The sequence below is a fragment of the Streptococcus oralis genome (assembly GCF_026782235.1).
Classification (GTDB): domain Bacteria; phylum Bacillota; class Bacilli; order Lactobacillales; family Streptococcaceae; genus Streptococcus; species Streptococcus oralis_CC.
Genome location: NZ_JAKUWE010000004.1, coordinates 198,432 through 212,676, shown reverse-complemented (window position 1 = coordinate 212,676; position 14,245 = coordinate 198,432). Strand labels below are relative to the sequence as shown.

The 14,245-nt window shown below is 40.1% G+C and carries 12 protein-coding genes and 1 pseudogene; all 13 read left to right on the top strand.

Features of this window, described 5'->3' with window-relative positions; all coding sequences use genetic code 11:
• Nucleotides 1–141 precede the first annotated feature (141 nt).
• Complete coding sequence (gene pbp2b, locus MK396_RS07335) at nucleotides 142–2,184, top strand: penicillin-binding protein PBP2B (RefSeq protein ID WP_268724159.1); 2,043 nt, start codon at nucleotides 142–144, stop codon at nucleotides 2,182–2,184.
• A gap of 10 nt (nucleotides 2,185–2,194) precedes the next feature.
• Nucleotides 2,195–2,791 carry a recombination mediator RecR gene (gene recR, locus MK396_RS07330; protein WP_000966756.1) on the top strand — a complete coding sequence of 199 codons (597 nt, stop codon included), beginning with the start codon at nucleotides 2,195–2,197 and terminating at the stop codon, nucleotides 2,789–2,791.
• A 304-nt stretch (nucleotides 2,792–3,095) separates the two neighbouring features.
• Nucleotides 3,096–3,371, top strand: coding sequence for a TIGR04197 family type VII secretion effector (locus MK396_RS07325; RefSeq protein ID WP_268700523.1), 276 nt, complete (start codon nucleotides 3,096–3,098; stop codon nucleotides 3,369–3,371).
• A gap of 3 nt (nucleotides 3,372–3,374) precedes the next feature.
• The gene (locus MK396_RS07320) at nucleotides 3,375–3,731 is read left to right on the top strand and encodes a hypothetical protein (protein WP_220107162.1); all 357 of its coding nucleotides are present in this window, start codon (nucleotides 3,375–3,377) and stop codon (nucleotides 3,729–3,731) included.
• Complete coding sequence (locus tag MK396_RS07315) at nucleotides 3,722–5,452, top strand: ATP-binding protein (RefSeq protein WP_268724158.1); 1,731 nt, start codon at nucleotides 3,722–3,724, stop codon at nucleotides 5,450–5,452. The genes MK396_RS07320 and MK396_RS07315 overlap by 10 nt, the downstream gene beginning before the upstream one ends.
• A gap of 4 nt (nucleotides 5,453–5,456) precedes the next feature.
• Complete coding sequence (locus MK396_RS07310; protein ID WP_268724157.1) at nucleotides 5,457–6,083, top strand: TipC family immunity protein; 627 nt, start codon at nucleotides 5,457–5,459, stop codon at nucleotides 6,081–6,083.
• Between the two features lie 191 nt (nucleotides 6,084–6,274).
• The gene (locus MK396_RS07305) at nucleotides 6,275–7,843 is read left to right on the top strand and encodes an ATP-binding protein (protein WP_268724236.1); all 1,569 of its coding nucleotides are present in this window, start codon (nucleotides 6,275–6,277) and stop codon (nucleotides 7,841–7,843) included.
• Nucleotides 7,830–8,357 (top strand): thiol-disulfide isomerase, encoded by a 528-nt coding sequence (locus MK396_RS07300; RefSeq protein ID WP_268724156.1) that lies wholly within the window; start codon nucleotides 7,830–7,832, stop codon nucleotides 8,355–8,357. The genes MK396_RS07305 and MK396_RS07300 overlap by 14 nt, the downstream gene beginning before the upstream one ends.
• Before the next feature lie 258 nt (nucleotides 8,358–8,615).
• The gene (locus MK396_RS07295) at nucleotides 8,616–9,659 is read left to right on the top strand and encodes a D-alanine--D-alanine ligase (protein ID WP_268724155.1); all 1,044 of its coding nucleotides are present in this window, start codon (nucleotides 8,616–8,618) and stop codon (nucleotides 9,657–9,659) included.
• Nucleotides 9,660–9,741: 82 nt separating this feature from the next.
• Entirely contained in the window at nucleotides 9,742–11,115 is a 1,374-nt protein-coding gene (locus MK396_RS07290; protein ID WP_268724154.1) for a UDP-N-acetylmuramoyl-tripeptide--D-alanyl-D-alanine ligase, read from the top strand.
• Nucleotides 11,102–11,713, top strand: a pseudogene (locus MK396_RS07285) (NUDIX hydrolase). Before MK396_RS07290 ends, MK396_RS07285 begins: the two are co-directional and overlap by 14 nt.
• A 195-nt stretch (nucleotides 11,714–11,908) precedes the next feature.
• Nucleotides 11,909–12,613, top strand: coding sequence for a TIGR02206 family membrane protein (locus MK396_RS07280; RefSeq protein WP_268724153.1), 705 nt, complete (start codon nucleotides 11,909–11,911; stop codon nucleotides 12,611–12,613).
• Nucleotides 12,614–12,861: 248 nt separating this feature from the next.
• Entirely contained in the window at nucleotides 12,862–14,232 is a 1,371-nt protein-coding gene (gene ftsA / locus MK396_RS07275) for a cell division protein FtsA (RefSeq protein ID WP_268724152.1), read from the top strand.
• The last annotated feature ends 13 nt before the right edge of the window (nucleotides 14,233–14,245 follow it).

Here is a 14,245-nt window from a genome sequence, read left to right as displayed (position 1 = left end):
AAAAATGCTTCGACTTTTCCAAGAGTTTCTCCGTAAAATATGGTACAATGAAAAGTACTGAACTTCACCTGTTTGCTCTATTATTTTATATGTAAATAAAGGTGAAAATCGGAAATTGTTCTAGAAAAGAGTCTTAGTTGTATGAGAAAATTCAATAGCCATTCGATTCCTATTCGGCTTAATTTACTGTTTGCCATTGTTATCCTGTTGTTTATGGCCATTATTGGTCGATTGTTATACATGCAGGTGCTCAATAAAGATTTCTATGAAACAAAATTGGCCTCAGCCAGCCAAACAAGGGTAACAACCAGTTCAGCTCGTGGACAGATCTATGATGCGGCAGGGAAACCCTTGGTAGAAAACACTGTCAAGCAGGTTGTTTCTTTCACACGAAACAATAAAATGACAGCAGCTGAATTGAAGGAAACAGCCAAGAAACTTCTCACATATGTGAATGTGACCTCCCCTAATTTGACAGACCGTCAGATTGCAGACTACTACTTGGCGGACCAGGACGTTTACAAAAAAACAGTCGAATCCTTGCCAAGTGATAAACGCCTAGATTCAGATGGGAACCGCTTATCTGAAGCGACTCTCTACAATAATGCAGTTGAAAGTATTGACGTGAGTCAACTCAATTATACAGATGACCAGAAAAAGGAAATCTATCTCTTTAGTCAGCTCAATGCCGTTGAAAATTTTGCGACGGGCACCATTTCTACGGATGCCTTGAATGATACCCAAGTTGCTCTCGTTGCATCAGCATCCAAGGAATTACCAGGGATTAGTATTTCAACTTCATGGGATCGGAAAGTCCTAGACACTTCTTTGTCTTCAATTGTAGGTAGTGTATCAAGTGAAAAATCCGGTCTTCCAGCGGAGGAAGTGGACGCTTATTTGAAAAAAGGGTATTCTCTCAATGACCGAGTGGGGACTTCCTATCTTGAAAAGCAATATGAAGATGTTCTTCAAGGCAAACGCTCTGTCAAGGAAATCCACCTCGACAAACACGGGAATATGGAAAGTGTAGAAAATGTCGAAGAAGGAAGCAAAGGAAACAACATCAAACTAACGATTGACCTAACTTTTCAGAATGGTGTAGATGATCTACTCAAGAGCTACTTCAACTCAGAGTTGGGTAACGGTGGAGCCAAATACTCTGAAGGAGTCTACGCTGTAGCCCTCAATCCTAAAACCGGTGCAGTTCTAGCGATGTCGGGTGTCAAGCATGATGTCGAATCCGGTGAATTAAGTTCAGATTCACTTGGAACGATAACCAATGTCTTTGTTCCAGGATCTGTCGTTAAGGCAGCAACCCTTAGCTCTGGTTGGGAAAACGGGGTCTTGTCAGGCAATCAAATCTTGACAGACCAGCCGATTGTTTTCCAAGGTTCGGCTCCTATCAATTCATGGTATACCTTATCCTATGGCTCCTTCCCTATCACAGCAGTTGAAGCTTTGGAGTACTCTTCTAATACCTACATGGTTCAGACTGCGCTAGGGATCATGGGGCAGTCCTACCAGCCAAATATGATAGTCGCAACTGATCAGTTAGAAACTGCAATGGGTAAGTTGCGATCAACCTTTGGGGAATATGGTCTTGGAGCTTCAACAGAGATTGACCTCCCAGATGAATCTACAGGATTTACACCAAAAGAATTTGATTTGGCCAACTATATTAATAACGCCTTTGGCCAGTTTGATAACTACACACCTATGCAGTTAGCCCAGTATGTTGCAACCATTGCAAACAATGGCGTACGATTGGCTCCTCACATCGTTGAGGGAGTTTATGGAAACAATGAACAAGGTGGCTTAGGTAATCTAGTTCAAGAAACAGCCACCAAGGAACTGAACAAGATCAATATCTCAGAAGCGGATATGGGCCTCTTGCACCAAGGTTTCTATCAAGTTTCGCATGGAACGAGCGCTCTGACAACTGGTCGTGCCTTTTCAAATGGCGCAGCCGTTTCCATAAGCGGGAAAACGGGGACGGCCGAAAGTTATGTTAATGGCGGTCAAAAGGCCAATAACACCAACGCAGTTGCTTATGCTCCATCCGATAATCCTCAAATCGCGGTCGCAGTCGTCTTTCCTCATAACACCAATCTAACAAATGGTGTCGGACCTTCAATTGCGCGTGATATCATCAATCTTTATAACCAACAACATCCAATGAATTAGAAGGGAACTTATGCTGTATCCAACACCTATTGCCAAGTTAATTGATAGCTATTCGAAGCTTCCAGGTATCGGGATCAAAACGGCTACTCGTCTCGCCTTCTATACCATTGGAATGTCTGATGACGATGTCAATGAATTTGCAAAAAATCTCCTATCTGCCAAGCGGGAATTGACCTATTGTTCCATCTGTGGTCGCTTGACGGATGATGACCCTTGCTCGATCTGTACAGATCCGACTCGAGACCAGACAACCATCTTAGTGCTAGAGGATAGTCGCGATGTGGCTACTATGGAAAATATCCAAGAATACCACGGGCTCTATCATGTCTTGCACGGTCTCATTTCTCCTATGAATGGTATCAGTCCAGACGATATCAATCTCAAGAGCCTCATGACCCGTCTCATGGATAGTGAGGTTTCAGAGGTAATCGTGGCAACCAATGCGACAGCAGATGGGGAAGCGACGTCTATGTACCTCTCTCGTTTGCTCAAACCAGCTGGTATCAAGGTCACTCGCCTAGCACGAGGCCTAGCCGTGGGAGCAGATATCGAGTATGCGGATGAGGTCACACTCTTACGAGCCATTGAAAATCGGACAGAGTTGTAGGAGTCAGTAAAAACGTAGCTCATTTTGACGTATAAGACAAGCCCTAGGAATTTTTCTTAGGGCTTTGTTTTTTTCTGTTTCTCACAAAGGGAGGATAAACCTTGCTAATAAAACTACTCAAACTATAAGGAATCAGAAAGGGGATCTCCAAAATCATTAATGCCGCCTTTGTCAAACTCATTCACTGAGCGATAGAGTTTATTCTAAGGAGATGAGCGCATTTGCCCTTAGGATTTGTTTTGAAATCGTACTATTTTTGTGTTATGATATGATCAATATATAATAAATAAGGGGAGTTTGAAGTATGGGTGGGAAGATAAAATCTAGCACGATAGCAGCAGAGGCAGCTATTAATGAATTGGTCGGGTATAACACGAGCAACAAGCAAAATCAGCAAGTAGAATTTTCATATACTTCTGAAATCTCTGGGCTGGAAGCGGGACGTCAGGCCTGCAATCAAATGCTTCAGGCAGTCAGTGATTTTAGTTCAGCTGTTTTGACCCAAGCAAATAAGTTTCCAGAAATTGCTCATAGGATTGAAAAACGTGATATAGAGCAAGCTAAGAGATGGAGTCACTAAGGAATGGCAGATAGAAATGAAGAAAAGCGCACAGAAATTTGGCGTAAGATTGTTAAAATAGAAGATAAGGAAGACAGACTCCGAGCAACTAAAAAGCAATATGAACAGCAGTTGACAAACTTTTACTCGGATATTCAGAGCATTCACCATCGCATGGTAAATCTATTGTCTCTCTCACCCAGTTCTCGTCAAGTGATAGAGCAAATTGAAAGTGATAATAGAACCATTCAGCGACAAGTCAACTCTTATGTAGAAGAGGAACTGGATACGTTGGAAAAACAAACGAAGAAGGCTCGTCGATCTTTCGATGAAGCTAGAGAAGAACTGATAGCGGAAAGGAATCGGCTACCATGGGAGTAAAATACAGCGCACAAGAATCCCAAGAATTGATTCAGGCCATGACTAACAACCTCCAAGTCGCAAATGAAGTCACGGACCGCTTATCTAGTGGATGTGACCACCTGATTTCCTCTTTAGACTCAGGTGAGCTGACTGGAGCAGCCTACACAGCTGGGAAGGGTCTCTTTACAGAGATTATCATCCCCAGCATCAAGAAGTTACAAGCAGCGATAGATGATATCCAACTAGAGTTGACCTCCTACAAAGATGCAGATGCTCAGGTCTCAGGATATGGTGATTTGGACCTAGACCAGCTCAAGGAACTGAAAAAATTGAGGGAAGAGCAGTTAGCCATCGTAGAAACTCAGATTCAAGCGAGGGAGAACTGGCTAAATCAAATCAAAGATCTTTTTACACTTAATTGGGGAAAAGCTTTCTCTGAGAAGACCATCCTCTATAATACCAAATCTCAAATCGAGTCAGGTATTCAGGATTTGGATGACAAGATTGAAAAACTAGAATTCTTTGTCTCACAGGTTTCCCAGTATTTCAGTGATAGCCTAGAAGTCCTTAGCTTAGCGATTCAAGGAGCTACGCAACTAAGTAAAGTCATTGTCGATAGCGATGGTAACTACTATGCGGACGGTGTGGACATGAGCTGGGTGCAGAAGATGAAGGATGTGAAGATTGAGTCATTGGATTATAAAGTAGAGAATAAATCAGATAAATTTATAAATATGCTAGTTGAACAGTATGGCTTTGATAAAGAGATGAGTGGATTGATTACTGAAATATCCACATTGATTGATGAAAAATTCCCGTATTTATCTCAAACGGAACAGGAACAACTTTTGCTAGTGACACTAGGGAGTTTTATATATTCAGAAGGATTTGAGAATGGTAAATCAATGGGAGATAAGGCTAAAGGATATATTAGTGATGTCAGTTGGATGGACGTTGCCGGCACACCTTCGGATATAACTGGCCTCCCACTTGATGGTAAAACATTGTTGAAACATTTGGGATTAACTGATAATCAAATAACCAAGTTACGTTATAATATTCGATTACAAAGTCAAATTGCTTCAGGAATATATTCAAATTATGCTGGTATAACAGTTGATGAACGAAAAAAATATAAGTCAGCTTATGAAAAAGTTTATGGTGTTCAATTGACCGACGAGATGTTCGAGGAAAAATGGAATGAAAAATACTCCTCCTTTTCTGGGAAAGGAGATTTTGCTCATTTCTCTATTACTACAGCATCGAACTTAAATAATAGACTTAGAGGAAGTGATTTAACAAAATTAGGACACGAGAATGTTAACGATTTTGCAGGTTGGTTAGGTGATGCGACACTTACTGATAGTAATGATATTAGTTTTGGAAATGACGATTATAAAGCAGACTTAGATGCGGTAAATATCACACAAAAAATGAAACGTAAAAAAATATCATATATTGAAGCTTCAAACGAGTATTACTCAGAAATGAAACGAGGCGAATACACTCGTGCAGAAAAATTTGTAGAGTATAAATCGGTAGAAGAAATTAAACAAAAAATTTTCACAAAATTACTACCAGATAATATGAAATATGTGGAAGAATCGGGAATGCAATCGCATTTTGAATTACCTAATGAAGAACAGTGTATGGCCTACCTACAAAAAAATTACCCAAGTACTTATAATTTCATTCGAAATATTGAAACAGGTAATCAAGAGTTGATAGAGATGAGGTGATTAGATGAAGAAGAGGAAATTTGCAATTTTTTCGTTGTTAATGGTTCTATTATTATCTTTCTCTGGTTTTCAATACTATAAATATCAGAGAGTTCACAATATTTTTGATGAAATATACTACGAAGAAAGTGATTATCACAATTATACATTTCTCTGGAAAGGACGAGCATTTTATAAGTTAAAAAGTTTAAAAATTGTGGACAATGGCTCTGATGAGTTGTATAGATATGCTATTAATTATAAAAGTGTAGACTTACCAAATACTATTCATTCTCTAGGTTATAATTTTTATTTTAATTTTCAGGGTATGACAAAAGTTAACCTGGAGATGCGTTTGAGACTGCCAGATACAGAGACAACCATAAATGTAGATTACCTGTACGATGTAAACAATCAGCAATTAGAACGATTTATGTGGTACTATGATGATGAGAGTACAGGATATTTTCAGCAGTCTCAAGTAGAGGACTTTCTTGCAAAACACGGAAAGACTGTTGATGAGATTCGCAAGGAAGCAGATAATGTACTCCGTAATAAAGTCCTTAAAGACTGGACCACTATCTACTCTAGTCGTTTTAGCCCAGATAATTGGGGAGAAGTGACAGTTAAGGATATATGGAGAACAGAATAACAAACGGAACGACGAGGTAATAGTTTTATAAAGGCAGGTTGCCATGACAGAGTTCTTAAGAATATTTTATTGTATTCGATAGCTTTGGTCTGCTTTCTTTTGGTGTGACGGAAGAAACTCCCTATACTATCACCATCACCAATGTAGACGACAAACCGGCGCACTTTGAAGCCCAAGAATTGATTCAGGCCATGACTAACAACCTCCAAGTCGCAAATGAAGTCACGGACCGCTTATTTAGTGGATGTGACCACCTGATTTCCTTTTTAGACTCAGGTGAGCTGTCAGGAGCAGCCTACACAGCTGGCAAAGGTGTCTTTACAGACATTATCATCCCCAGCATCAAGAAGCTTCAAGCAGCGGTAGACGATATCCAACTGGAGTTGACTTCCTACAAGAATGTGGATGCTCAGGTCTCTGGATATGGTGATTTGAACCTAGATCAGCTCAAGGAACTAAAAAAATTGAGGGAAGAGCAGTTAGCTATCGTAGAAGCTCAGATTCAAGTGAGGGAGAATTGGCTAAATCAAATCACGGACCTCTTTAGTCTCAATTGGGGGAAAGCCTTCTCTGAAAAGACCATCCTCTACAATACCAAGTCTCAAATTGAGTCGGGTATTCAGGACTTGGATGATAAGATTGAAAAACTAGAATTTTTTGTTTCCCAGGTTTCCCAGTATTTCAACGATAGTCTAGAAGTCCTCAGCTTAGCTATCAAAGGAGCTACACAACTAAGTAAAATCATTGCCGATAGCGATGGGAACTACTATGCGGACGGTGTGGACATGAGCTGGGTACAGAAGATGAAGGATGTGAAGATTGAGTCACATAAGCTTGATAAGGATATTTCAGTGACTCAGGCTGAAAAAGATAAGAAAAAAATTGTGGATGATTTAGTATCATCTTACAACCTGGATGAATCTACGGCAAATGCACTCTATAAGCTCCAGCAAGGAATTTTGAAGAAGGCAAAACAAGAAGGGTGGACTAATGAAAAAGTTCTTTATGAGTATAATAGATTAGTTGCATCTCCAGTCTATGGAGTAAGGGCAACCTGGAGAGGTCTTGCGGGAGTTGTTGATGCCAAAAATACAAGTGATTTAGATGATATTTTGATAAATACGTATTCTTTATCTGAAAGAGAGGTAAAGATATTTAAAGAAGGGATTAATAAGCAGTATGAGTCTAAACATAATAAGGACTTGGCGCATGAAGCTATTCAAATTGCTAGTTTTACTGAGTTATCTTGGGGTGATAGAGACTTATCGAAGCTAGATGGCTGGAAAGGATTAAGCGTCCACATTATTAGCACAATTGGAAATTCAACTCGGATTGGAGATCTCTCTGTAAATACTGAAAAGTATGAAAGTTCCTTCAAAGGAGACATTGATTCAGGGAGATATGATGATGCAGATTTTAATTCAGATTTAGATGCTATTACTTCTTACGAAAGAATGATTTCTAAAGATGTAGAAACAAAAGATGTGTTTAAGGTTCAAGCAGATTACAATCATAGTATCCAAACAAACCAGACAAATCGTGTTGAGGAATTCTATACTGTGATGGGAAATGGGGATAAAGCTAACGGTAAACTTATGGTTGAAACGCTTATTGAAAATAATACGATAGGAGGCAACTTTATTAAGTATGGCTTTGACCTCAATATTTTTATTGGAAATCCTAATGACAAAGAAGAAGGTTGGAAACAAGACTTCTATGATTACTTAGATAGAGGGGGTGAAAAAAATGTCGGGACTTAAAAAAATACTAATCGTGATTGGATCTGTAATTGCCTTAGCTACTGGCTTGAATCTTTATTTTCAGTATCAAAACCACCAAGAACATATGCAATTAAAAACCTCCTTTGAAGAGAGAGACAATATAGCCGTCTTACAACGTTTGATGGCATCAGAAAAATATGCACCTGACATCCGTAAAGCAGGTTATGTCGTTCCTCCCGATGGAGCTATTCGCTTGGATGGAGGAATTGACTCCATAGAGATAAAAGGAGACATCGATTTGGATATCTCAAATCCGGGACGGAATGGGGTTACTGCTTATTTTGAAATAGAGATAGATGGTAAAATAACTAGTGTACTATATGAATTGGATAAGAACTTTGATTTAGTTTCTAGCGCCTATTTTCAAATAAATGAAAAAAATATAAATGAGAGAGTGAACATCTCTCAATCCGAAGAAGAGCGCCTATTAAAAATTGTTCAAAAAGAGCTTGAGGCTTTCATGAAAAAGATGTATCAGACTTTGTATGGATAGTTTGTTGTATTAGATTCAGGTGAGCTGACAGGAGCAGCTTACACAGCTGGTAAAGGTCTCTTTACAGACATTATCATCCCCAGCATCAAAAAGCTCCAAGAAGCGATAGACGACAAGCCAGCACACTTTGAAGCTCAAGTGGTGGATAGGTAAAATTTCAGCCCTCAAATGAGGGCTTTTTTAGCTTCAAGTTTTTAAAAAAAAAGTAAATATGATATACTAAAGAACGAATATTCTATTAGAATTAGGACAAACAATATGAAACAAACAATTATTCTTTTATATGGTGGGCGTAGTGCAGAGCGTGAAGTGTCTGTATTGTCAGCTGAAAGTGTGATGCGTGCGGTCAACTACGATCGTTTCACAGTCAAGACTTTCTTCATCAGCCAATCAGGTGACTTTATCAAAACGCAAGAATTTAGCCAGACTCCAGGTCAAGAGGATTGTCTCATGACCAATGAAACGATTGATTGGAATAAGAAAGTTGCACCAAGTGCCATCTACGAAGAAGGTGCAGCGGTCTTTCCAGTCCTTCATGGCCCAATGGGAGAGGATGGCTCTGTTCAAGGATTCTTGGAAGTTTTAAAAATGCCTTACGTAGGTTGCAATATCTTGTCATCTAGTCTTGCCATGGATAAAATTACGACCAAGCGAGTTCTAGAATCTGTCGGGATTGCCCAAGTTCCTTATGTGGCCGTCGTCGAAGGTGATGATGTGACTGCTAAAATCGCTGAAGTTGAAGAAAAATTAACTTATCCAGTCTTCACAAAACCATCAAACATGGGTTCAAGTGTCGGTATTTCTAAGTCTGAAAACCAAGAGGATCTCCGTCAAGCATTAGAGCTTGCCTTCCAATATGACAGTCGTGTCTTGGTGGAGCAAGGGGTAAATGCGCGTGAAATCGAGGTTGGTCTCTTGGGAAACTACGATGTCAAGAGCACGTTGCCAGGTGAAGTGGTCAAGGATGTTGCTTTTTATGACTATGATGCCAAGTATATTGACAACAAGATTACCATGGATATCCCAGCCAAAGTCAGTGATGATGTGGTAGCTGTCATGCGTCAAAATGCAGAAACAGCCTTCCGTGCGATCGGTGGTCTTGGTCTGTCTCGTTGTGATTTCTTCTATACAGATAAGGGCGAGATTTTCCTAAATGAGCTTAATACCATGCCAGGTTTTACCCAGTGGTCTATGTACCCACTACTTTGGGACAATATGGGAATCAGCTACCCAGAGCTAATCGAGCGTTTGGTTGACCTTGCTAAGGAGAGCTTTAACAAGCACGAAGCGCATTTGCTATAAAATGAAAGAAGGGGTAGAAGCCAGAACCTTCACTGTAGGTGATTAGAGTTCTCGGACTTCAACCCTTTTTAAAGGAGTAGAAATGAAACTAACAATCCGTGAAGTCGCCCAAGCTGTTGGGGCTAAAAATGATGTCAGCATATTTGAAAATGTCCAGTTAGAAAAGGCTGAGTTTGACAGTCGTTTGATTGGGACGGGAGATTTGTTTGTGCCACTCAAAGGTGCGCGTGATGGTCATGACTTTATCGAAACAGCTTTTGAAAATGGTGCATCAGTAACCCTCTCTGAGAAGGAAGTAGAAGGTCATCCCTACATTCTAGTAGATGATGTTTTGACTGCCTTTCAAACCCTTGCAGCCTACTATCTTGAAAAAATGGCTGTTGATGTCTTTGCAGTTACAGGTTCAAATGGCAAGACAACGACCAAGGATATGTTGGCGCATTTACTGTCAACAACCTACAAGACCTACAAAACTCAAGGCAATTACAATAACGAGATTGGCCTACCCTACACAGTTCTTCATATGCCAGATGATACTGAAAAGTTGGTCTTGGAAATGGGGCAGGATCACTTGGGGGATATCCATCTCTTGTCTGAATTGGCCCATCCAAAGACAGCCATCGTGACCTTGGTTGGAGAAGCCCATTTGGCCTTTTTCAAAGACCGTTCAGAGATTGCTAAAGGGAAGATGCAAATTGCAGACGGTATGGCTCCGAGTTCTTTGCTCTTGGCACCAGCCGACTCCATTGTAGAGGCCTATTTGCCCACTGATAAAAAGGTGGTCCGTTTTGGGCAAGGGGCAGAATTGGAAATTACAGACTTGATTGAGCGCAAGGATAGTCTAACTTTTAAAGCTAATTTTTTGGGACAAGCCTTCGATTTGCCAGTGACAGGTAAGTACAATGCCACCAATGCTATGATTGCTGCTTATGTGGCTCTACAAGAAGGAGTTTCAGAGGAGCAAATTCACCAGGCTTTCCAGAACCTAGAATTGACGCGTAACCGCACCGAGTGGAAGAAAGCAGCCAATGGAGCAGATATTCTGTCTGACGTATACAATGCCAACCCAACTGCTATGAAGTTGATTTTGGAGACATTTTCTGCCATTCCAGCCAACGAGGGAGGCAAGAAAATAGCAGTTTTGGCGGATATGAAGGAATTAGGTGAGCAGTCTGTTCAACTCCATAACCAGATGATTTTAAGTCTTTCCCCAGATGTGTTGGATACCGTTATTTTTTACGGAGAAGACATTGCCGAATTGGCACAACTGGCTAGTCAAATGTTCCCAATCGGCCACGTTTATTACTTCAAAAAAACAGCCGACGAGGACCAATTTGAAGACCTAGTAAAGCAAGTCAAGGAAAGTCTCGGTGCCAATGACCAAATTTTGCTCAAAGGCTCTAACTCTATGAATCTAGCTAAGTTGGTCGAAAGTTTAGAAAATGAATGCAACTGATTTTGCCAAGCATCTGCAAAGAATGCTAGCTATTACAGATACTGGATTAACCTTTAACAAAAGATCCTTTTGACCGCGAGCGTTACGAGGACTTGCGAAGCCTGTTATCTGAAATGTTGAATCAGGGATTAGACATAGATGCAGAAGAAGTGGCAGAAGTCTTGAAACCAACTTCCGCTTATGCAACTCCTCTGATGGACGTCTGTGCTTGGATTGTTGATGATGAAAAAGTCTGTTTAGTTAGAGGAAAAGGAGAGGATAGTTGGGCTTTGCCAGGTGGATTTGGTGAGGTCGGCTATTCTACAACCGAAAATATTCTTAAGGAAATTGAAGAAGAAACCGGTTTTACAGCAAAAGCTGAAAGGTTACTTGCAGTTTTTGACACCAATCGTTTCCAACTACAGAGCAAATAATATGCAAAGTTTGTCTTTGAATGTAAGTTTCTTGATGGACAATTTCAAGAGAATCAAGAAATTGCTGACCTTCAATTTTTTGCCATTAACCAACTGCCATCCTTATCTGAAAAACGCATCACCAAGGAGCAAATGGAGATTCTTTGGCAGGTTTATAGAGGACAAGAGACCAATATGTCGATTAGTTTGTGCTAGAGAAGTCGACAAATCAAAAAAAGGTGTCTGTAAAGTGCATTTCTGCGAGACAAATGATATAATAGGTTGCGAATTTAAGATGCAAGTATTCTATGCATGGTATAGAATACTTGCATTTTCAAAAAATTAAAAAGGTCGAGCAGCGACTTTTCTACTGCTCTGGCTAGATGAACGAGGAATAGAATATGAATTTGTGGGAACAATTATTTACCACACAGATATCAGAACCGCCCCAGTTTGAACTCCACTGGTATATTGGTTTGTTAAGTTTATTGGCTCTTACTTTCTATGTTTCATATCGTTACCGTGACAAGGTGGCTTACCAGCGCTTTTTTCAGATCCTTCAGTCTCTTCAACTGATTGTTCTATATAGCTGGTATTGGGGGAATCAAATGCCCTTATCAGAAAGTTTGCCCTTCTATCATTGCCGTGTAGCCATGTTTGTCTTGCTCTTGATCCCGGGAACTTCTAAGTACAAGCAATACTTTGCCCTTCTAGGAACCTTTGGAGCAACTGCAGCTCTGGCTTACCCACTCTTTGACCCTTATCCGTTTCCGCACGTGACCATCCTGTCCTTTATCATCGGGCACGTGGCACTTTTGGGGAATGCGCTCCTATACTTGTTTAAGAATTATGAAGCTTCCCTGCTCAACTTCAAAAATGTAGCGGTGATTACCTTCACCTTGAACGCTCTGATATGGGTTGTTAATTTAGTTGTCAGTGGGGATTATGGTTTCTTAACGAGACCGCCACTTGTTGGAAATCACGGACAACTTTTGAATTACCTTATTGTTTCGAGCGTTATCGTGATAGCAATTTGCGTAACAGCAAAATTGCTAGAGATTTTTTTACAGCAAAAATCGCAAGAATTTATTCAAGAGAAGGTCTAAAAAGACCTTCTTTTTGGGTGCAGTACATTTTTTGATGGGTTATAAATATTATCGAATTATTGACAAGAACATCAAAACCTTTTTCCAGAAAAAAATTTTCTAATATTTTCTCAAAAAACATGCAGGAAATTTATGAAAAACTAAGCATGATTAGTTTTTTTGTGTTATAATATTCTGTGAATAGCTATGCCCAAGCATAGTTATTAAATAGAAGTGAGAAACTTGGAAGACAGAGAGGATGCGATGTAATGACTAGAGATGGTTTTTTTACAGGCTTAGATATCGGAACTAGCTCCATTAAGGTGTTAGTTGCTGAGCATAGAGATGGCGAAGTAAACGTAATTGGTGTAAGTAACGCCAAAAGTAAAGGTGTCAAAGATGGAATTATCGTTGATATTGAAGCAGCTGCTTCAGCGATCAAATCAGCAATCACACAGGCAGAAGAGAAAGCTGGTATTTCTATTAAGTCTGTTAACGTTGGACTTCCAGCAAATCTCTTGCAGGTCGAACCAACACAAGGAATGATTCCTGTTACGTCAGATACAAAAGAAATCACAGATCAGGATGTTGAAGATGTTGTTAAATCAGCTTTGACAAAGAGCATGACTCCTGATCGTGAAGTGATTACCTTCATTCCAGAAGAATTCATCGTGGATGGATTCCAAGGAATCCGTGACCCTCGTGGTATGATGGGTGTTCGCTTGGAAATGCGTGGTCTGCTTTACACAGGTCCTCGTACGATTCTACACAATCTTCGCAAGACAGTTGAGCGTGTAGGTATCCAGGTTGATAATGTGATTATTTCACCTTTGGCGATTGTGAACTCAGTTCTCAATGAAGGCGAACGTGAATTTGGTGCGACTGTCATTGACATGGGTGGAGGTCAGACTACTGTAGCGACTATCCGTAATCAAGAATTGCAATTTACCAACATCTACCAAGAAGGTGGAGATTACGTTACTAAAGACATTTCTAAAGTCTTGAAAACATCTCAAAAGATTGCAGAAAGTTTGAAACTGAACTATGGTGAAGCTTATGTTCCGCTAGCAAGTAATGAAACTTTCCAAGTTGAAGTAATTGGCGAAGTAGAGCCTGTTGAAGTGACAGAAAGCTACTTAGCAGAAATTATCTCAGCACGCATCAAACATATCTTTGACCAAATCAAACAAGAGTTGGAAAGAAGACACTTGTTGGATTTGCCAGGAGGTATCGTCCTTATCGGTGGAAATGCAATTTTGCCGGGCGTTGTTGAATTAGCCCAAGAAGTATTTGGTGTTCGAGTAAAACTCTATGTACCAAATCAAGTTGGAATTCGCAACCCTGCATTTGCTCACGTGATTAGTTTATCTGAGTTTGCTGGTAAATTGACTGAAGTCAATCTTCTTGCTCAAAAAGCAGTTAAAGGAGATGAATTCCTTCGTCAAAAACCAATTAACTTTGGCATTCCAAATCAACGTTTGAATCCTGTGGCGCAACCAAGTCCGGCACAAACAGCTCCAGCTGAAACTGTGCAGGAAACTCCAGTTGCTCCCAAGGAAGAATTCCAAGCAAGTTCTCAAAGTAAACCGAAGCTAACAGAACGTTTCCGTGGTTTAATCGGAAGCATGTTTGATGAATAAAAGAGGATAAGAA